This is a genomic window from Pseudomonas sp. FDAARGOS_380, assembly GCF_002591235.1.
Classification (GTDB): Bacteria; Pseudomonadota; Gammaproteobacteria; order Pseudomonadales; family Pseudomonadaceae; genus Aquipseudomonas; species Aquipseudomonas salmasensis.
Genome location: NZ_CP023969.1, coordinates 3,972,685 through 3,991,885, shown reverse-complemented (window position 1 = coordinate 3,991,885; position 19,201 = coordinate 3,972,685). Strand labels below are relative to the sequence as shown.

Annotated in this window: 16 protein-coding genes; 10 read left to right on the top strand and 6 right to left on the bottom strand. The window is 60.5% G+C overall.

Features of this window, described 5'->3' with window-relative positions:
• Positions 1–134 precede the first annotated feature (134 nt).
• Both CRN80_RS18705 and CRN80_RS18700 read left to right on the top strand, forming a co-directional pair.
• Positions 135–1,097 carry an alpha/beta hydrolase gene (locus CRN80_RS18705; RefSeq protein WP_098950769.1) on the top strand — a complete coding sequence of 321 codons (963 nt, stop codon included), beginning with the start codon at positions 135–137 and terminating at the stop codon, positions 1,095–1,097.
• A gap of 99 nt (positions 1,098–1,196) precedes the next feature.
• Positions 1,197–2,000 (top strand): hypothetical protein, encoded by an 804-nt coding sequence (locus tag CRN80_RS18700; RefSeq protein ID WP_032896017.1) that lies wholly within the window; start codon positions 1,197–1,199, stop codon positions 1,998–2,000.
• A gap of 529 nt (positions 2,001–2,529) precedes the next feature.
• Here the strand turns inward: CRN80_RS18700 and prmB are convergent.
• A complete protein-coding gene (gene prmB, locus CRN80_RS18695) occupies positions 2,530–3,438 on the bottom strand; it encodes a 50S ribosomal protein L3 N(5)-glutamine methyltransferase (RefSeq protein ID WP_047711471.1) in 909 nt (302 codons plus the stop codon).
• A 239-nt stretch (positions 3,439–3,677) separates the two neighbouring features.
• Between prmB and CRN80_RS18690 the strand changes: the two genes are divergently transcribed.
• The 5 genes from CRN80_RS18690 to CRN80_RS18670 all read left to right on the top strand — a co-directional run bounded on the left by CRN80_RS18690 (position 3,678) and on the right by CRN80_RS18670 (position 6,454).
• Positions 3,678–4,268: a cysteine hydrolase family protein gene (locus CRN80_RS18690; protein ID WP_003192792.1), complete on the top strand. Its 591-nt coding sequence runs from the start codon at positions 3,678–3,680 to the stop codon at positions 4,266–4,268.
• A gap of 136 nt (positions 4,269–4,404) precedes the next feature.
• Positions 4,405–4,725 (top strand): hypothetical protein, encoded by a 321-nt coding sequence (locus CRN80_RS18685; RefSeq protein ID WP_098950768.1) that lies wholly within the window; start codon positions 4,405–4,407, stop codon positions 4,723–4,725.
• Positions 4,726–4,800: 75 nt separating this feature from the next.
• Positions 4,801–5,358: a Smr/MutS family protein gene (locus CRN80_RS18680; RefSeq protein WP_003192796.1), complete on the top strand. Its 558-nt coding sequence runs from the start codon at positions 4,801–4,803 to the stop codon at positions 5,356–5,358.
• Positions 5,359–5,436: 78 nt separating this feature from the next.
• On the top strand, positions 5,437–5,982 hold the full coding sequence (gene folE, locus CRN80_RS18675) for a GTP cyclohydrolase I FolE (RefSeq protein WP_098950767.1): 546 nt from the start codon (positions 5,437–5,439) through the stop codon (positions 5,980–5,982).
• Positions 5,983–6,082: 100 nt separating this feature from the next.
• Positions 6,083–6,454, top strand: coding sequence for a glutathione S-transferase N-terminal domain-containing protein (locus CRN80_RS18670; RefSeq protein ID WP_003192799.1), 372 nt, complete (start codon positions 6,083–6,085; stop codon positions 6,452–6,454).
• Positions 6,455–6,922: 468 nt separating this feature from the next.
• On the opposite strand, the gene CRN80_RS18655 is transcribed toward CRN80_RS18670, so the two are convergent.
• From CRN80_RS18655 to CRN80_RS18645, 3 genes are read right to left on the bottom strand one after another with little or no spacing between them, the layout of a single operon-like run.
• On the bottom strand, positions 6,923–7,243 hold the full coding sequence (locus CRN80_RS18655) for a hypothetical protein (RefSeq protein ID WP_098950765.1): 321 nt from the start codon (positions 7,241–7,243) through the stop codon (positions 6,923–6,925).
• Complete coding sequence (locus CRN80_RS18650; protein WP_098950764.1) at positions 7,240–8,565, bottom strand: acyclic terpene utilization AtuA family protein; 1,326 nt, start codon at positions 8,563–8,565, stop codon at positions 7,240–7,242. The genes CRN80_RS18655 and CRN80_RS18650 overlap by 4 nt, the downstream gene beginning before the upstream one ends.
• Position 8,566: 1 nt before the next feature.
• Positions 8,567–9,859 carry a CitMHS family transporter gene (locus CRN80_RS18645; RefSeq protein ID WP_098950763.1) on the bottom strand — a complete coding sequence of 431 codons (1,293 nt, stop codon included), beginning with the start codon at positions 9,857–9,859 and terminating at the stop codon, positions 8,567–8,569.
• A gap of 125 nt (positions 9,860–9,984) precedes the next feature.
• On the opposite strand from CRN80_RS18645, the gene CRN80_RS18640 reads away from it, so the two are divergent.
• Positions 9,985–10,881, top strand: a complete 897-nt coding sequence (locus tag CRN80_RS18640) for a LysR family transcriptional regulator (RefSeq protein WP_098950762.1) — start codon at positions 9,985–9,987, stop codon at positions 10,879–10,881.
• Between the two features lie 107 nt (positions 10,882–10,988).
• Here CRN80_RS18640 and CRN80_RS18635 read toward each other — a convergent pair whose 3' ends face one another.
• Positions 10,989–11,591: a glutathione S-transferase family protein gene (locus CRN80_RS18635; RefSeq protein WP_098950761.1), complete on the bottom strand. Its 603-nt coding sequence runs from the start codon at positions 11,589–11,591 to the stop codon at positions 10,989–10,991.
• Positions 11,592–11,881: 290 nt separating this feature from the next.
• Between CRN80_RS18635 and CRN80_RS18630 the strand changes: the two genes are divergently transcribed.
• The gene (locus CRN80_RS18630) at positions 11,882–13,228 is read left to right on the top strand and encodes an NCS2 family permease (protein WP_003192809.1); all 1,347 of its coding nucleotides are present in this window, start codon (positions 11,882–11,884) and stop codon (positions 13,226–13,228) included.
• 65 nt (positions 13,229–13,293) lie between these two features.
• Entirely contained in the window at positions 13,294–13,932 is a 639-nt protein-coding gene (locus CRN80_RS18625) for a LysE family translocator (RefSeq protein ID WP_032896007.1), read from the top strand.
• On the opposite strand, the gene CRN80_RS18620 is transcribed toward CRN80_RS18625, so the two are convergent.
• Entirely contained in the window at positions 13,907–19,087 is a 5,181-nt protein-coding gene (locus CRN80_RS18620; RefSeq protein WP_098950760.1) for a dermonecrotic toxin domain-containing protein, read from the bottom strand. The two genes, CRN80_RS18625 and CRN80_RS18620, sit on opposite strands and share 26 nt — an antisense overlap.
• Between the last annotated feature and the right edge of the window lie 114 nt (positions 19,088–19,201).

Genomic DNA, 19,201 nt, shown 5'->3' with positions numbered 1-19,201 from the left:
TCCGTGAAATCAGTTGAATCAAGTCAACCGTAATAACTTAAGGCGGCCAGTATACGCAGGCTAACCGACTAGTTCATCCTCGAAACCTTACCGGTAGACGTTGGTCCAACCGGCACCTCTCCAATGATGGCGCTATGATGCTGCGAGTTCTGCTGTTCACCCTCACCCTATTCACCGCCGTGGCCCAGGCCGCCTCCCCTGTGGTGCTGCAACGCCCGATCAGCCTGGACACCGGCAGCGGCCAACTCTTTGGCTCGTTGCTGTTGCCGCAATCGGATAAACCGGTGCCGGTGGTGCTGATCATCGCCGGCTCCGGCCCCACCGACCGCAACGGCAACAGCGCCGACGGCGCGCGCAATGACAGCCTCAAGCGCCTGGCCTGGGTACTGGCCCGGCATAACATCGCCAGCGTGCGCTACGACAAGCGCGGCGTGGCCGCGAGCCTGGCGGCCACGCCGGACGAGCGCAACCTGACCCTGGAGGCCTATGTGGCCGACGCCGTGGCCTGGGGTAAGTTGCTCAAGGCCGACAAGCGCATGGGCCCGCTGATTGTGCTGGGCCACAGTGAGGGCGCGCTGGTCGCCGCCCTCGCCGCGCCGCAGTTGGAACCGGCCGGGGTCATTTCCTTGTCTGGCAGCGCCCGCCCGGTGGACCAGGTGATCCGTCAGCAACTGGCCGATCACTTGCCCCCTGCCCTGTTGCTGCGCAGCAATGAGATCCTCGATCACCTCAAGGCCGGCCAGGTGGACGCCGATGTGCCGCGCCCGCTGGAAGGCATTTTCCGACCCAGCGTGCAGCCGTATCTGATCAGCCTGTTCCGCGCCGATCCGTCGGCCGCTTTTGCCCGCCTGGACATGCCGGCGCTGATTATCCAGGGCACCAACGATATTCAGGTTGGCGTAGGCGATGCCCAGCAACTGAAGCAGGCCAAGCCCGACGCTCAGTTGACGGTGATCGAAGGCATGAACCACGTGATGCGCATCGTGCCCAATAACGTGAAGCAGCAACTGGCCTCCTACAACGACCCGAAACTACCGCTGGCTGCGGAGCTGGGCCAACGTATCGTCAGATTTATCGAAGGACTTCAACCCCGTTAAGCGGCAATTGGCCTCCAGTCCTGGAAAAAACGGCCGATAAGTCCAGAGTCGACAGTAAAAAGACTGTCGGCTCGCAGGGCTTGGACAGGATCGCGCCGCATGACAACCACCGAAACAACACCCGAATCGACCGCCGAGACCCCGGCCGCAACCGAGGCTAGCGCAGCAGCGGCACTGCCGTGGGCCGACGTTCACGCCGAACATTTCAAGATGCTGCGCCTGGCCCCACTGGCCACCGACCGCGCCACCGGCGCACGGCCCTTGCGCTTTGTGCAGTTCGGCTATGCCGAACGCCATGACAAACACCACAGCCTGTTGCGCATGGTCATCCAGTTACCGGGCCAGCGCGTACGGCGCGAGCAGAACCATTTGGATATCTGGGTGGATCACGATAAACACCGCGTGCACTTCGGCCCCGGCAACAGCCTGGAAATCGAGCCGGCCAACCGCGGTATCGGGCGATTCCTGGTGGCCCAAGGCGCTGCCTGGGCGAAGAAGAAGTGGTCCCACTACCGCGTCGACGGCGTGGACCTGGCCAACAAAGACGCCCTCAACGAAGCCACGCGCCTGCGCCGCGATCACTTCCTGCGCATCCAGGGTTTCGATGTGGCCTACGCCGATGTGCAGCACCTCAAAGGCAATGTGCAACCGGGCAAGGTCAGCGACGTGCTGGACAGTTGGAACACCGAGAAAGTGCAGTTCGTGGAGATCCTGGAAGCCGCGCAAATGCTGCAACAAGCCGAGCAGAACCTGGCGGAGCAGGAAGTGAAGCTGCGCAAGGAAGAGGAGAAAGTCACCAAGTTCAAGCGAGAAGACAGCGGGCTGCGCTTTACCATCACCTGCCTGGTGGCGTTTACGGTGTTCCAAGCGGGGTTGTTGATCTGGATTGCCACACACCGTTAACAGACTGAAATACGATCCAATGTGGGAGCTGGCTTGCCTGCTCCCACAGTTAACCGCGCCCGACCACACACTCCACGATGCGAAGCGAGCCGCTCTTGATCTTGATCTGCTTTTGATCTCAAGCGCCCCGTTAAACCACGCTGGCCGGAATTCGACAGGGATTTGGGGGGTAAACCGGCAGGGATGCCGGTTTAGCCGCCCCGCGCCATGGATGGCGCGTGGCGGCGGCCCCCCAAATCACTGGCGGATTACGGGCACACCGAGCCCAAGCGAGGTGCCGAGTGGTGGGGCAAGAGCCCTTTGGTTACTTTGGGGCTCTTTTCCAAAGTGACCCGCCGTCAGGCGGAACCCTAAGCGGCCGTTACCTAAATAACGGATATGTACCCGGTCCAACTGTGTTGACTGCCAGGCCGCCTTCGCGAGCAAGCCCGCTCACACAGTTGGATTGTGGGGTGTCAGGTAGATAGATGTCGGCTGACAGGCCGCTATCGCAGGCAAGCCAGCTCCCACATTGACCGCGCTTGTGCAGTTAGACCCGAGCGGCAAATACTGCCTGGTGCGCACGGCACTGTTCAGCCGTGAGCATAAACACCCCATGCCCACCGCGCTTGAAGTCCAGCCAGGCAAAGTCCACTTCCGGGTACAGCGCCTCGACATGCACCTGGCTGTTACCCACTTCGACAATCAGCAAGCCCTTCTCGGTCAGATGGTCCGCCGCTTCAGCCAGCATCCGACGTACCAGGTTCAGGCCGTCGTCACCGCAGGCCAGGCCCAGTTCCGGTTCGTGCTGGTATTCATCGGGCATGTCGGCGAAATCTTCGGCATCCACGTAGGGCGGGTTCGACACAATGAGGTCGAAACGCTGGCCAGGCAAACCGTCAAAACCATCGCCCTGCACGGTGTAGACGCGCTCGTCGACGCCATGGCGCTCGATGTTCTGGTTCGCCACTTCCAGGGCTTCGAAGGACAGGTCTCCCAGCACCACTTCGGCCTCCGGGAATTCGTAGGCACAGGCGATGCCGATGCAGCCGGAGCCGGTGCACAGGTCGAGGATGCGTGCCGGCGGCTGGGCCAGCCAGGGTTCAAAACGGTCTTCAATCAGCTCGCCTATCGGTGAACGCGGAATCAGTACGCGCTCATCGACGATAAACGACATGCCGCAAAACCAGGCTTCGTTCAACAGGTATGCGGTAGGCACTCGCTCATGGATACGCCGATGCAGCAAACGCTGCACGTGGGAGATTTCCTCTTCTTCCAGGTTGCAGTCCAAATAGCTGTCGGCTATTTCCCACGGCAGGTGCAAGGCGCCCAGCACCAATTGCCGGGCTTCGTCCCAGGCATTGTCGGTGCCATGGCCAAAAAACAGGTCTTCCCCATGGAAACGGCTGACAGCCCAACGGATATGGTCGCGCAAGGTGCGCAGGCGGGAAGTGATCACGGGGCAAGCTCCTGGAAAAAACGACTGGCGATTCTAACAGCCTTCACCTGTACCGACGATGTACGAAACACCTGGCACCGTACGTCGGATTTCATCCAATTTGCCCGCACTATGTTAAACAGGCCTGCCTCTTGACATGGCTGCACGCCAGCAACGGCGTACCTTACGATAGTAGCGATTCACAGAAGCGCTCAGCCAGTGGACAATGTCGCAAAAGCCCCACTCACAGGAGCCCCAGAATGTCCGTTCCAAAGACGATGTTTCAACTCAGCGGTCGCGGTTACGCAGCAGCCAACCTCAATCATGCGACCCTGGTGATCATCGACGCCCAGAAAGAATACCTCAGCGGCCCGCTCGCCCTCTCGGGCATGGACGCGGCGGTGCAGAACATCAAGCAACTGGTGACCGCAGCGCGCAGTGCCGGGCGCCCGATTGTGCACGTGCGCCACCTGGGCACCGTGGGCGGCCTGTTTGACCCCCAGGGCGAGCGCGGCGAATTCATTCCGGGCCTTGAGCCTGAAGGTGACGAAACCATCATCGGCAAACTGCTGCCCAGCGCCTTCCATGGCACCGGCCTGGAAAAACACCTGCAGGACTTGGGCTCACTGGACCTGATCGTCTGCGGTTTCATGAGCCACTCCAGCGTCAGCACCACCGTGCGTGCGGCCAAGAACCTGGGCTTTCGCTGCACCCTGGTGGAAGACGCCTGCGCTACCCGCGACCTGCCGTACAAAGGCGGCATCCTGAGCGCCGAGCACGTGCAACAAACCGAAATGGCCATCATGGCCGACAACTTCGCCACCCTGGCGCTGGCCAAAGATCTGATCTGATCCCGTTGGCGGTGAGCGGCGTGTTTATTGCTCCGCTCATCCGCAAAGCCCTTTCATTTGGCGCATTTACCTCTCCCCCCGGAACAACCTGTGTATCTTCCGGTCGAAGGGCCGATACCCTGGAGGAAAGGTCGGAATGAAGATATCCGATGGTTTTGATGCTCGTCGCTTGCGCCCCAAGGGCCCGAGCAATTGGCGTCTGCGCCTGGTAGCGTGCATTGCCGCGTTGCTGGCGATAGTAGGCTTGTTGTTGGCGGGCGCTGGTGGCGCCGGCCTGTTTGGGCATTCGCCCGCCCTGGGCGAACTGAATGCCAGCCCGGGCGGCTCGGCACTCCTGCTGGGGATCGGCTTGCTGGTGCTGCGGTTGGGCGTGTGGTTGTGGCGTCGCAGCCGCCGGAAAATGCGCCAGCCGCTGTCGTTGAATATCGCCTCTCACCTGATGAAAAAGCACGACTGATGGCGCTTGGATAGCGTTTCCTGCGCCCTGGCCGCCGCGATTTAGGTAAACTGCCCGCCCTTCGCGGAGGCTGACATGCAAGACGACGATTTTTCCCTGTTCAAAAACGAGCTGCGCGGCGTCAAGCCGATCAAGCACGACCGCGCCGACACCGGCAAACCCAAGACTGACCGGGCGCAGATCGCCAAGCTGCGCCAGGCCGCGACCGTGCGCACCGATGCCACTACCGTGGACGGCCTGTCAGACCAGTTCGTGATCGACGTCGGCCCCGAGGATGAACTGATGTGGGCCCGCGACGGCGTCCAGGAAAGCCAGATGCGCAAGCTCAAGGCCGGCCAGATCCCGTTCGAAGGCAGCCTCGACCTGCACGGCATGACCGTAGAAAAAGCCCGGGAAACCCTCTGGGCCTTCCTGGCCGAAGCGACCAAATTCGAAATTCGCTGCGTGCGCGTCACCCATGGCAAGGCTGTGCGGCTGGACGGCAAGCGGCCGATGATCAAGAGCCACGTCAACACCTGGCTGCGCCAGCATGCCCAGGTGCTCGGCTTTACCTCCTGCCAGGCCCGTCACGGCGGTGCCGGCGCGGTGTATGTGATGCTCAAGCGCACCATGATGGAAGGGCGCGACGAGTAACAAGTGCCATCGTCAGGCTTGCAGCGATGTGTCCGCCACCGTAACCTTGCGCTTTGCGAAAATCCCACAGGTAGTTTCATGTCCCTGGAACAGAATTACACAGCGATTCTCGGCCAAATCGGCGAGGACGTGTCCCGCGAGGGCCTGCTCGACACGCCAAAGCGTGCCGCCAAGGCAATGCAGTACCTCTGCCGCGGCTATGAACAGACACTCGAAGAAGTCACCAACGGTGCCTTGTTCAGCTCTGACAACAGCGAAATGGTGCTGGTCAAGGACATCGAGCTGTACTCGTTGTGCGAACACCACCTGCTGCCGTTTATCGGCAAGGCCCACGTGGCGTATATCCCGAGCGGCAAAGTGCTGGGCCTGTCGAAGGTCGCACGCATTGTCGACATGTATGCACGCCGCCTGCAGATCCAGGAAAACCTCAGCCGCCAGATCGCTGACGCCGTGTTGGAAGTGACAGGCGCCCTGGGCGTCGCCGTGGTGATCGAGGCCAAGCACATGTGCATGATGATGCGCGGGGTGGAGAAGCAGAATTCGTCGATGATCACCTCGGTGATGCTGGGTGAGTTCCGCGAGAACGCGGCCACCCGCAGCGAATTTCTCAGCCTGATCAAGTAACCGGCTGGGCAGGAAGGAACCGGCGTTCATCGCCGGTTTTTTTCGCCTGCAGAAATCAGGTAAGCTGCGCCCCCTCAGTCATGGGCAAGAGGTTTCAGCCATGTTCGTCAAAGCACTTAGAGTGGGCCTCGGCCACGTCATCATCGCGGGCGACTTTCTTACCCGCCCACGCAAAAAACAACGCCCTGCCGAACAACAGGCCAAGGTCAATGCTGCCGCCAAGGACCTGACCCTGTATCAGTTCCACGCCTGCCCGTTCTGCGTGAAGACCCGCCGCACCCTGCACCGCCTGAATGTGCCGGTGGCCTTGAAGGACGCGAAGAACAACGAACAGGACCGCCAGACCCTGCTGGAGCAAGGCGGCAAGATCAAAGTGCCGTGCCTGCGCATCGAAGAGAACGGCCAGACCACCTGGATGTATGACTCCAAGGTGATCATCGAGTATCTGGACAAGCGCTTCGCGGCGATCTGAAGCACACGGCCACACACTCCACGATGCGAAGCGAGTCGCTCTTGATCTTGATCTGCTTTTGATCTTAGGCGCCCCGTTAAACCACGCTGGCCGAACGCAGGCTTGAATTCGTGGGTAACCCGGCAGGACGCCGGGTTAGCCGCCCCGCGCCATGGATGGCGCGTGGCGGCGGCCCACGGATTCAAGCCTGTGTTCGGGCACACCGAGCCTAAGCGAGGTGCCGAGTGGTGGGGCAAGAGCCTTTTGCTTACTTTTGGGCTCCTTTCAAAAGTGAGCCGCCGTCAGGGCGGAACCCTAAGTAGCCGTTACCGCAGCAATGGATATGTACACAATCCAACTGCGTCGCCTGCCAGGCCGCCTTCGCGAGCAAGCCCGCTCCCACAGTTGGACCGTGGGGTATCGGGTAGATAAGCGTTGGCTTTCAGGCCGTCTTCGCAGGCAAGCCACCACATTTGCTCTGCGGTGTTCTTAAGTCTGTATTGCCAGGTCTAGATCCAGCAGTGCCGAGCCCAGGCACTTGCCGTGGGCATCCAGCGCCAGCGAGCGGGTCACGCCGCCACGCAGGATGCCCGGCAGCACGAAGTTAAGCGCCTGCACATTCGGCAATTCATAACGCCGAACCGGCTCAGCACCGGGTTCCAGTAAATCCGCGAAAAACGCTGCCACGCGCTCCGCCGTCAGCTGTTCGCACAGCAACGGGTAGTCCTGCGCACGATAGGCAATGATCGAGATGTTCGACGTATCGCCCTTATCCCCGGTGCGGGAATGGGCCAGCGTATGCAGTTTCATTCTTCAATCCTCGGTTTGACCGCTTCACGGGGCAACAGCAACGACGCCACCGCCACCACCTGACGCACGCTCTTGCTCGCCCCACCGCCGCCGGCCGGGCCGTTGGTGTAGAGGGTCTCTACTTCATTGCCAACCCGTACGGCATCGCTGCGCTCGTCACACCGGGCGGCCACCCGCAGGCGCACCTCCCAAGGCTCGACGCTGCTGCGTGGGCCGTGCAGTGAGTCCATGCCGATCAACTCGGCGCGCAGGTCCTGCATCTTTACGCCGATCAACGCCAGGCGCTTGAGCACCACTTCCCGCGCCAACTCGGCCCGTGCGACAGCACCGGGACCGCCGTAGGACATCTGCCCCTCACCGATCCAACCGTCCAGATAACCGACGCTGACCTTCAGTTGATCAGGCCGGGCACGCCCACTGGCTCCCTGGGCGCGCACCCGGTCCACGCCCTCCTCGACAAACTCCACCCGGGAAAAATCGGCCGTCACATCCGGGGTCAAATAGGCTGCCGGGTCGTGAACTTCGTAAATCAGTTGTTCGGCGCAGGTCGCACGGCTGACCCGCCCACCGGAGCCTGCCACCTTGGTGATCACTGCATTGCCGTCGGCGTCGACCTCGGCCAGGGGAAAGCCCAGGCGTGCCAGATCCTCCACATCCTTGAAGCCGGGATCGGCGAAGTAACCCCCACTGACCTGCCCTGCGCACTCGAGCAAATGCCCGACCAACGTGCCGCGGCCCAGTCGCTGCCAATCATCGAAGGCCCAGCCGAATTCAAACATCTGCGGCGCCAGAAACAGCGAAGGGTCGGCCACGCGCCCGGTGATCACCACATCGGCGTCGGCGCGTAGCGCCTCAACAATGCCCTCCACGCCCAAGTAGGCATTCGCGGAAATCAGCCGCTCGCCCAGCGCACCCACGGTCTGGCCGTTATCCAGCAACTGCTCGGCAGGCAAGGCGTGCAGCACGTCATCGCCGACCACGGCCACAACCTTGAGGCCCAGGCCCAGCTCGCCCGCAATACGCCGTACTTCCCTGGCCGCCGCCAGCGGGTTGGCCGCGCCCATGTTGGTGATCACCCGCAGGCGTCGACGCCCCACCCGCTGCCCCACACAGGGCAAGACACGGCGCATGCGCTCAGCGAGCAGCGGGTCATAACCGCCCTGCGGGTCGCTGATACGCGCCTGTTGCGCCAGGGCGATGGTACGTTCGGCCAGGCATTCGAAGACCAGGTAATCCAGGTCGCCGTGTTCGGCCAGTTCTACGGCAGGTTCTATACGGTCGCCGGAGTAGCCGGCGCCGGAGCCGATGCGCAAGATGTTCATCTCAAATCACTCCCAGGAGCAACGCCGTCAGGGTCATCAACACCGAGGCGGCAAACAGGAAAGGAATGGTGAAGCGCTGATGATCGGCCAGTTCGATCTTGCACAGGCCCACCAGCAGGAAGGTCGCAGGCGTCAGCGGGCTGACCGGAAAACCGGTGGTGTGCACGCCCAGCAGCGAAGCCTGGGCCACTTGCAGCGGGTCGACGCCCAGGGCCTTGCCGACTTCGGCGATCACCGGCATCACACCGAAATAGTAGGAATCGGGGTCAAACAACATGCTCAGAGGCATGGACAAAAAACCCACGACGGCCGGAATCAATTTGCCGTGGCCCGCCGGGATCTGCGCCACCGCCACTTCGGCGATGGCCTTGAGCATGCCGGTGCCTTGCATGATGCCGGTAAATACCCCGGCGGCGAGCAGGATACTGGCCATGGTCAGCGCGGTTTTCGCATGGGCATCGATGCGCGCACGCTGGGCGTCCACGTTGGGGTAGTTGATGCACAGCGCAACCACAGTACCGAGCATGAACATCACCACCGGGTCGACCCAACCGGCGATCATCACCACCATCACCAGCACGGTGAGGATCAGGTTGACCCAGAACAGCCGTGGGCGACGCAGCTTGATGTCGTCATCGCTGAGCACTCGTTGCGGTACCGCCTCCACGCTGGAACCCGCGCCCAGGCCCAAGCGTTTTTCTTCACGATGGCCCAGCCACCAGGCGCAGGCGAAGACAAAGATCAGCCCGACGATCTGCACCGGGATCAATGGCTGGAACAGGTCGGCCACCGGCACATGCAGCGCCGCCGACGAACGCAGCACCGGGCCGGTCCAAGGCAGGAAGTTGACCCCGGCGGCCATCGCACACACGCAGGCGAGGATGCGTTTATCTATGCCCAGGCGCGTATACAGCGGCAGCATCGCCGGCACTGTCACCAGAAAGGTCACCGCGCCAGAGCCGTCCAGGTGTACCAGCAACGCCAAGGTCGCAGTACCGACGACAATCCGTGTAGGACGGGTCCCGACCGTGCGCAGGATGCGATCAATAATGGGATCGAGCATGCCCGCATCGGTCATGATCCCGAAAAACAGGATGGCGAACACAAACATGCCCACCACGGGGGCGACGTTCTTGATACCGGTAATGATGAAGGCGCTGGTCTGCAGGCCGAAGCCACCGAGTAGCGCAGCGATGATCGGCAAGGCGATCAGGGCCACCAGCGGCGAGAGGCGTTTGCTCATGACGGCAGCGAGCAGGCACAGGATGGTGATGACACCCAGGGTTGCGAGCATGGGTTACTCCAGGGCGGCCTGGTTGGCCGGTTATTGTTTTCCCTGGAATATTGGAATCGCGCTAGGCTTTGTAAATTGCAATATTCAGCCACCGGCGTTCGGAAAAACAAAATGAAGTGGCGCTTATGAAAAACAGCATCCAGCACATTCAAGCCTTCCTCGCGGTTGCCCGTACGGGCAGCTTCACCAAGGCGGCCAACGAACTGCATCTGTCGCCGTCGGCCCTCACCGTGCAGGTGCAGCAACTGGAAGACTGGCTGGGCGTCGCCCTGCTCGACCGCAGCCCGCGCCATGTGAGCATTACCGCTGCGGGCAAGGATGCGCGCGGGCCCATGGAAAAACTGCTGCTGGACCTGGACAACATCGTCACCGGCTCCCGCGACCTCGCCGCCTTGCGCCGTGGCGTGGTAACCATCGCCGCCCTGCCCTCAGTCTGCGCCGGCGCCCTGCCCCCGGCCTTGCGCCTGTTCCGCGAACGCTTCGCCGGCATCGAAGTGCGCCTGCATGACCTGGTGGCCCAACGCATTCATGCAAAGGTTCGCAACGGCGAAGTGGATTTCGGCATCGGCGTGCGCGCCCGCCTGAGCCACGGCCTGGACTTCGTTCCGGTGCTCAATGATCGGCTGTGCGCATTTGTGCCTTCGGGTCATGCGCTCGCCCGCCACCGTCAATTGACCCTGGAGCAACTGGCAGACCAGCCGATCATCCTGACCGGGCGCGACAGCAGTGTGCGCGAGCAAGTGGATACGTTGTTCGATGAGACACGGCTGACGTTGAACGCCGGCATGGAAGCCAACTACATGTCGACCGTATTGGCCCTGGTGCGCCAGGGGTTGGGCATCAGTGTGCTGCCGGAATCGGCGGCGGATAGCCTGGAGGGTTTGCAGCGGATCAGCATCGATCATCCTGGGGTGAATCGGGAGATCGGCTTGATCAGCCGCAGCGGGATGGGCTTGAGCCCGGCGGCGCAACGCTGCTTTGAACTGCTAAATAGAGAATTATCTGACTCACCATTGAGCTAAATGTGGGAGCGGGCTTGCTCGCGAATGCGCAGTGTCAGTCACTGAATACTGAGACTGACCCACCGCATTCGCGAGCAAGCCCGCTCCCACAGTTTGACGGCGTTAACTCAGTCGAGCATCGCCACGTACTTGGGATGGCTGGCCACGCGCTGCAACCATGCCTGTACACCCGGATAAGCATCCAGATCAAAGCCGCCCTCTTGGGCCACATGGGTATAGGCATATAACGCCACATCGGCGATGGAGAATTGGTCGCCTACCAGATACGGGGTCAACTGCAGTTGGCGCTCCATCACCTTAAGGGCCTTGTAGCCGCCTTTGTGCAGTTTCTTGTATTCCTCCAGGCGATCTTCCGGCAGCCCCAGGTAGAACTGAATAAACCGCGCCACCGCAATGTAGGGCTCATGGCTGTACTGCTCGAAAAACTGCCACTGCAATACCTGGGTACGCAGGCGCGGTTCGGTGGGCAGGAATTCGCTGCCATCGGCGAGGAAGTTGAGGATCGCGTTGGACTCCCACAGGCAGGTGCCGTCTTCAAGCTCCAATACCGGGACCTTGCCATTGGGGTTCTTGGCCAGGAACTCAGGGGTCTGGGTATCGCCCTTGAGGATATCGATATCGATCCATTCATACGGGATGCCCAACAGAGTGAGCATCAATTTGACCTTGTAGCAATTGCCCGACTTGTAATCGCCATAAACCTTGTACATGGGGCTCCCCTTTTCGCCGCGCTGACCGAATGCTTGCGCCCACAAGGTGCGGGTATCGAGAGCTTGTTTCAAGGCGTGCCGCAGAATAAATCCCCTGGCGTGGGCCTTTCATCCCTTTTCGCCCAGATAATCGAAAACATTATTTGCTTTATTTGTATACAAAAGCATAATTCGCTTCGTGCGAGTTCCTGACCTTTTGGTCAACAAACCCGCCAGTACCTCAAAGCGCCGTTGCCCACTCATGTAACCGGCGCTGGAAATAACAATAAAACGATTGAGGAGTACTCGCTGTGGATAGCCGCAAAACCGAAGCCCCTACGTTGGACCTGGCCGCGCCCCGAGGCGGTTGGCTGGAACGCCTGTTCAAACTGCGCTTGCATGGCACCACAGTGAAGACCGAGCTGATCGCCGGCCTCACCACCTTTATCACCATGGCCTACATCATCTTCGTCAACCCCAATATCATGGCCGATGCCGGTATCGATCACGGCGCGGCCTTCGTCGCCACCTGCATAGCGGCGGCGCTGGGTTGCCTGCTGATGGGCCTGTACGCCAACTGGCCCGTGGGCCTGGCGCCGGGCATGGGCTTGAACGCGTTTTTCACCTACACCGTGGTCGGCACCATGGGCTACACCTGGGAGACCGCCCTCGGCGCGGTGTTTATTTCCGGCGTGCTGTTCATGATCCTGACGCTGTCGCGCATCCGCGAGTGGCTGCTCAACAGCATTCCGGTCAGCCTGCGCCATGCCATGGGCGCCGGCGTGGGCTTGTTCCTGGGGGTGATCGGCCTGAAAACCGCCGGCATCATCGTCGACAGCCCCGCCACGCTGATCAAGCTCGGTTCCCTGCACGAGCCGGCACCGCTGCTGGCGGCCGTGTGTTTCCTGCTGATCGCCATCCTCAGTTATCACCGCGTCTTCGGCGCCATCCTGATCAGCATCATCGCCGTAACCCTGGCCGGCTGGGGCCTGGGCCTGGTGCACTACAACGGCATTCTCGCCACCCCACCGAGCCTGGCACCGACCTGGATGGCAATGGACGTGATGGGTGTGTTCAATGTGAGCATGATCAGCGTGGTATTTGCCTTTCTTTTTGTACACATGTTCGACACTGCCGGTACACTGATGGGCGTTGCGCAACGCGCAGGCCTGGTGAATGCCGATGGCAAGATCGACAACCTGTCGCGCGCATTGAAGGCTGACAGCGCGTCCAGCGTGTTCGGCGCCATGGTCGGTGTGCCGCCGGTGACCAGTTATGTGGAAAGTGCCGCGGGTGTGGCTGCCGGCGGCCGTACGGGTTTGACTGCAGTGACCGTGGGTGTGCTGTTCGTGGCGGCGATGTTTTTCGCGCCGCTGGCCGGCATGATCCCTGCCTACGCAACGGCAGGCGCGCTGATTTATGTAGCGATGCTGATGATGGCGAGCATGGCCCATATCAATTGGGATGAGGCCACCGACAGCATTCCGGCGATCGTCACCGCGATCATGATGCCGCTGACGTTTTCGGTCGCCGACGGCATCGCCCTGGGCTTTATCACGTATGTGGCGTTGAAGGCCGGCACCGGCAAGTACCGCGAGATTTCCATCAGCCTGTGGGTGCTGTGCGCGATCTTTATCGCCAAGTTCATCTTCCTGTAGTTAGGGAACGGCTGAAAAACCGCCTCACCTTCGGGTGGGGCTTTTGCATGAAGGGAGGACTGTAAATGACCTTGGAAACCTGGCTGCTGTTCAGTGGCGCTGCGCTGGTGGTAATCCTGATACCTGGCCCGCTGTCGCTGTTGATGATCAGCAACAGCCTCAACTACGGCCTGCGCCGCTCGTACCCTGCGTTTCTCGGCGGCGTGTTCGCCTCGATCTGCCTGTTGAGCGCCTCGGCCCTGGGCCTGGGCGCGCTGTTGCTGGCCTCCGAGCAGTTGTTCAGCGCGCTGAAGATCGTCGGCGCGCTGTACCTGTTCTACCTCGCCTGGCAGAGCTGGCAACAGTCGCGCCAGCCCAGCCAAGGAGCGCAAGTACCGCAGACGCCAGCCGTGCCGCGCTTTCGCGCCTTGTTTGGCCGTGCCTTTGTACTGGGCGCCAGCAACCCCAAGGACATTCTGTTTTTCGCCGCCTTCCTGCCGCAATTTCTCAATGCCCAGCAGGCCTTTTTACCGCAGTTGCTGATCATGATCGCCACCTGGACGGTGCTCGACCTGCTGTGCAAGCTGGCTTACGGCCTCGGCGCCCATGGCGCGGCGCGGTACTTGCGTTCTGGCGCTGGCCAGAGCTGGTTCAACCGGGTCAGCGCCGCGCTGTTCGGCGGCGCCGGCGCGGTGTCGCTTATCGGGGCGAGGGGCTCACTTTGACGAAATAGACGGTGGGAGAAAGCGTCCTCTTGGTCGGCCATTGAATGCCTGCCACGATCCGAACCAGGCGCCCTTCGTCCAGCGCGAGCTTGACGCCCTGCAATGGAAGCGCATTGGAGTGTTTGCTGAGTGCGTCGCTAAACCAAAGATCCGAGAGTCGGGTATTTAGCTGAATACTGCCCTCCTCCACCCAGCTGGGTGACACGTAGTACAGCTGGTTTGAGTTGGGGTGAGTCGCGATCAGATCATCCATTGCCCTACCGTGCTTCACTTTTACTTCGCGGACATTGAAACCCTGCTGCTCCAATACGCTCTTGATCGCCGCGCGTTGGGCAGTGCTTCGCTCAACCGCGACAGACCGGCCACCGAATAAAAGCGATGGGTCTAATCCCGCCACGTTAAAGTCAACGCGGGTGAAACCAGGCGCCTGGTCTTCGTAACCGATGTGTACCCTGGTGTACGGCTTATCAGTGGGCCGCAACATTCGCAATAAATCATCTGTCTGGCCAATGTTCCCCTGGGTCGGGGTTAACCACGTATCGAGCGTCGAACGCACATTAAGTAAGTGAGTGGCCGTTACCTGGCGCGTAGAGCCTGACAACTCAATCAGCCTTTCGGCGGTGAACCTTTGGCTATTGACGGTCATGGTAGGGAATGCCGTACCGATATACTGCTGCAGCGGCCTGTCAAACAAGCGCGCATGGAACCGCCATTGGTTCGTCAGGGTGTTATATGACGCCGGAAGGGGTTGCTCCGCGAGTTCAGTGGCTGTCCAACGCCCAATATCAACCCGTGCGGCTGAAACCGGCGTCCAGTCCCTGGTGATAAACACGATACCCGTCAACGGCGCCTGATCACCTTGGGGCAGCAACCTGTAATAAACGTTCGAAGGGTCCCTTATGTTGGTATAAACAGGAGCCACCCTGAGAACGTGGTGCGGCCCCCTGCGGGCATCCTTCCCGATGTAAAACACCCCAGGAGCGGCAGAAGCAAAATCGGCATCCAACCCAGGTGAAATACGCCAACTGAACCAATGGTCCCCCATTGCAGACGACTGAAGAATGGCGCTTTCAGTCACCCCGCGTGCAGTGGATGGCCGCCAGGTCGGCACGGCCGCAGGCCACGGCTGACGGGCCGCCGAACTGCTTCCCGCCACCGGTTGAGGCGTATCGGCCCCCAGTAACCACTCTGGGGGCTGATGGATATTCAATACCAGTTCATTTTGCGATTCTTTAAAGCGCACGACTGATTCGGCCTTGCGCTGATACACCGTGTAGAGCTCGCCCCCCTCGGCAAGCAACTGCTGGCCATTCTTCACGTACTGAGTCTTGCTTGCTGGCCCCTTCAACTCAACGGCGCCTTCCAATACGTCGGTTGATTTGAAGCGCGCAAGCAGATGAGTCGGCTTGGTCGACGGCGCCTTCAGGCCTGTGAGAGCGAGTGTGTTGCCTTTATAGCGAGGCAGAGCGCCCCGTGCGACGCGAGCACCCTTGGGGCCTGGGGCAAAGGTAGACAGCACATCAATAAATGCAAAGAGCGTCAAAGCCACCACATCTACCGCGTCATGACCAGAACCGCTCAAATGATAGCGCCGCGCCGCCAGCAGCATCTCATACAAGCTGATGCCCACCCCTAGCACTGGAATAAATGCCAGTAACCCACGAATCGTGGCCTCGAACTGTTCTCTCAGGCGTCGCTCACGGTACTCCCCCAGTGCCTGGGAGGAATTGGACCGAGCCTGCGTACGTCGTTGCAGCTCGAACACCCGAGCATGGGCCAGCAGCGCCGTGGGATTGGAATGGGAGGTGGTCACAACCTCCAACCAACTTTCTGGTTGCAGCGCAATCTGCTCCTCGATTTGCGCTTCGACAGCTTCAAGCCCGGCAGCCGGGTCTTTATGCTTGAGCAGGAAAAACTCAACGAGAACAGCGATCAGGTCGACCCCGCCGGTGAGACGATGCTGGGCCGAGTCAGGCAGCCTGGGCTCTACCTGGAGGCTTTCGCCGGGATAATCTTGCACCGCCTGATGCTCCCAGCCGGGAGCCACCAGGCGCGCCAACTCTTTCAGGTTGGCAGGTAATGCGCCCAACCGATTCAGGGCTTGCTCGGCCTCGGCCAAACTGGGGTACCCGACCAGCACCCGACTTGCCACTGCCGTGGGCCAGTACACCACGCATTTCCCCGTGGGCTTGTCATGAATCACCAGTACCCCGGCGATGTGGCGATCATATTCCAGGGTAACGCCCACCAGGCGCAGGACAGCCAGTTGCACGTCAAACTCGTCGTTTTTCAAATCGCCCGCCTTGCGCGCGGCCATGGCGAAGGTAAACAGGCGCTGGCCCCAATCCTTCAAGCCTTGTCGTACCGCCGAGTACAACTGCATCTCGGCGCGCTGTTTAAAGCCTCGATCAATCAGCGCCTGAGACAACCCGAAGGACGAGCCAGTGCTCGGATAAAAAGCCCTACGTATATGCTTGTCGTATTCGCCCCCCACATTCAGGGATGCGATCGTTTTGATCAGGTAGCTCACACTCAAGCGTTCTTTCCAGGTCGGGTCCAGCCAGCGCGCACGGTTCAAGCGCCAGCGGGTCCAGGGCGCCTCAGGGTCGAGGTTGTGCAACGCCAATTGCAGCATGCTGAAGGTGGTACGTTCCTTACTGACCACCGTTTTAATCTGACGATCACCCACCGCCCCCTGGCTCGTCCAGCCCTCGTAGTGAGTGCTGACATCATCGGGCATGTCGAGCAGGGGGGTATCGATATCCAATTGCGGGTAGAAACCGTCCTCGGTCAATTTGGCAATCAGGGCTTTGCGAGCAAAGGGCTCCAAGTCAGGCAAGTCCTGCCAGAGCTTGGTTTCCAGTGCAAAAATGCTGACCAGATAGCGGCGTAACAAACGCTTATAGTGTTTGCGCTCAGCGGGCGATGCGATGCCGAGCCAAGAAGGGAGTTTTTTGGCCTGAGTGGCTGCCGCCTGCAACAAGTCGATGTTGGCCAAGGCCAGTGTTCGAGCATCATTGTCAGGTACTTGCAGACACTCGAACAGCTCCCGAGCCAGCAACATCCGGCTAAGCTGCGGATCACTCACTTCGCTGAACAGTCTCTTACCCTTGTCAATACGCTTGTTCAGCGCGATATGGTGTACCGTCAGTTTCATGAACAGGTCTTTGAACATGTAACGCTCGATCGCGGTGTAGCTCACCACCAGTGCAGCCGTCTGCGGCAGCAAACCGATCGACGTGCGCACCGCCTCGCGCCGGTGACGCTCGATGCAGCGCCATAACACCGAGCCATCGCGGCTTTTCAGGCTGGCTTGCAGGCCCGCGACAAAGGCGTTCAAGCTATCGAATGTCACCAGCCCGCCATGCTGGCCCATCACATATAACACTACGGGATACAGGGCCCCCGGCTGAGTCCGAGCCGCTTGGGTGGTTACCACTACTGCGCCCAGCAATGGGTACAATTTGGTTGCCTCGCCACTCACGGATACTTGCAGTACACAACTGTCCGTGGACTTGACCCCGGGTACCCATGCTTCATTCAACACAGCATCCAGACACTCCAGATGGGCGCGACTCATCAGGCCCAAGCGGTGTTGCATCTGCGCCTCCCCAAGCAGGGCGTCACGCTGTGCTTGCATTACCAACGAACCACGTGTGCGTGAGCCCTCGGGTTTCTCCAGCCAGTAATCACTCTGAAACACGCGTTCAAGCGGGCTTTGCGCCCACTTGCGCGCCACCGCAACCTGGTCCTGCCATTGGCGTTCAAGGCGCAAAAATTCCTGGTAGTCCGCGCTGGGGCTGCCCACATCCTTGGCGTCCAGCAAGCCCATCAGCTTTTTTTCGTAACGCTTGAGCTGTGCTTGCTGGGTTTTGAACGCGAGGTCCGGCGTCAGGCGCCCAAGTACAATTTCGTCACTGCGGCGCTTGTAATCCCACTCCAACAAGGCATCCAGGGTGCGGCCCAACCGAGTGAACGCCACCACACGCTGGCGCCCTTTTTGGATAAACCTGAGAAAGCGTTGGATACCGGCGATAGCTGGCTGTCCCGCGTCCTGAATGCCCATCACCCCATGATTGATCGATAACGCACACGCCAGCTCATTATCCCATTGCCCGTCCAGCAATTCGCGCGCACTGTTTTGCAACGCGTCCCCATGTTGCCGGACGAATGTCATGGGCGTTGCGCCTATGGTGTTACACGCCTCATGCCTACGACGCAGCGGCAGGCATTGCCATAAAGCACTGCTCAAGGGGCCGTTGACCAATAGCGGCAAATCACACTGCATCTGGTTAAAAGAGTCGAACTCATAGAATTCGCGGAACAGACCGGGCAGATAAATAACCTGGGGCGTCCCCCCGACGACGCCATCACGATAAATATGCAGAGCCCCTGGGATGGCCACCATGGCCCGATTAGTCCCAGGCCACATGATGTGGCTCACCTGAATCGCAGCCCATTCGCCGCCGGCCTTCTGACGCAAGCGGGCGTCAGGTATTTGCAGCAGTTTGCTTAGCATGTCATAGCCACTGTCCGTCAGTTGAGACGTGCGATGGGCCAAAAACGCATTTTCGGCGAACAACGATGTGCGCAATTGCACCCAGCGCTCTCGACGTGTCAGCCAGGAACCGTGGGCCAACTGCTGCCAATACTCGGCTACCGCGCGCTCGAACCGAGCGAGCAGCGCCAAGTCCTTGACCCGAACCAATGCTTCCCTGGCGGTAAACGTTAGACGCTTGGTCGGATCATCCTTGAGGCTCAATGAGGTGAACTGGTTGATATTGAGCGGTACATTGGGCTGGATCAGCAACGCCAGGGCCCGCTCGGTCAAGCTGTTGACCTTGCGCGCGGGAGCCGGCGGCAGAGGTTCGGTGAACAGTAAGGTGTCAGGGTCGAGGCCGAAGGCTTCGCGCAATGCGCCACGAATGACCCCCAGTATCCTCGGTGCGCGTCCAATCAGGCCGCTGAGGGCTTTGGCCGATTCGCGTCCCCTGACCTGAGCCTGGTGGATCTGGTTGATTTCATGGCTGGGGTGCGCGACCGCATTGAGCCGACGGGTCAGCAACACGCGAATGGCCTCGTCACGCTCCAGGGAAGAGGTGTGTGGGTCATCGAAATCAAGCTTGTCGGCCCAGGCCGTGGTGTCGGTGCTCATAGCGACTATTCCGTTCAGAAAAGCCGAGACTAGGCACCGCTGCCGCCCAGGGTGCGTTACATACTTGAGCGGCCAATTCACAAGCCACGGGCAAAAAAAAGCCCGCAGTGTGCG

What these genes read in the sequence shown, in the direction of transcription:
- CRN80_RS18690 (WP_003192792.1), top strand. Translation starts at nt 3,678, where the DNA reads ATGTCCGTTCCAAAGACGATGTTTCAACTCAGCGGTCGCGGTTACGCA.
- CRN80_RS18700 (WP_032896017.1), top strand. Translation starts at nt 1,197, where the DNA reads ATGACAACCACCGAAACAACACCCGAATCGACCGCCGAGACCCCGGCC.
- CRN80_RS18640 (WP_098950762.1), top strand. Translation starts at nt 9,985, where the DNA reads ATGAAAAACAGCATCCAGCACATTCAAGCCTTCCTCGCGGTTGCCCGT.
- CRN80_RS18620 (WP_098950760.1), bottom strand. Translation starts at nt 19,087, where the DNA reads ATGAGCACCGACACCACGGCCTGGGCCGACAAGCTTGATTTCGATGAC.
- CRN80_RS18670 (WP_003192799.1), top strand. Translation starts at nt 6,083, where the DNA reads ATGTTCGTCAAAGCACTTAGAGTGGGCCTCGGCCACGTCATCATCGCG.
- CRN80_RS18625 (WP_032896007.1), top strand. Translation starts at nt 13,294, where the DNA reads ATGACCTTGGAAACCTGGCTGCTGTTCAGTGGCGCTGCGCTGGTGGTA.
- CRN80_RS18655 (WP_098950765.1), bottom strand. Translation starts at nt 7,243, where the DNA reads ATGAAACTGCATACGCTGGCCCATTCCCGCACCGGGGATAAGGGCGAT.
- CRN80_RS18685 (WP_098950768.1), top strand. Translation starts at nt 4,405, where the DNA reads ATGAAGATATCCGATGGTTTTGATGCTCGTCGCTTGCGCCCCAAGGGC.
- CRN80_RS18645 (WP_098950763.1), bottom strand. Translation starts at nt 9,859, where the DNA reads ATGCTCGCAACCCTGGGTGTCATCACCATCCTGTGCCTGCTCGCTGCC.
- CRN80_RS18680 (WP_003192796.1), top strand. Translation starts at nt 4,801, where the DNA reads ATGCAAGACGACGATTTTTCCCTGTTCAAAAACGAGCTGCGCGGCGTC.
- CRN80_RS18635 (WP_098950761.1), bottom strand. Translation starts at nt 11,591, where the DNA reads ATGTACAAGGTTTATGGCGATTACAAGTCGGGCAATTGCTACAAGGTC.
- CRN80_RS18705 (WP_098950769.1), top strand. Translation starts at nt 135, where the DNA reads ATGATGCTGCGAGTTCTGCTGTTCACCCTCACCCTATTCACCGCCGTG.
- folE (WP_098950767.1), top strand. Translation starts at nt 5,437, where the DNA reads ATGTCCCTGGAACAGAATTACACAGCGATTCTCGGCCAAATCGGCGAG.
- CRN80_RS18650 (WP_098950764.1), bottom strand. Translation starts at nt 8,565, where the DNA reads ATGAACATCTTGCGCATCGGCTCCGGCGCCGGCTACTCCGGCGACCGT.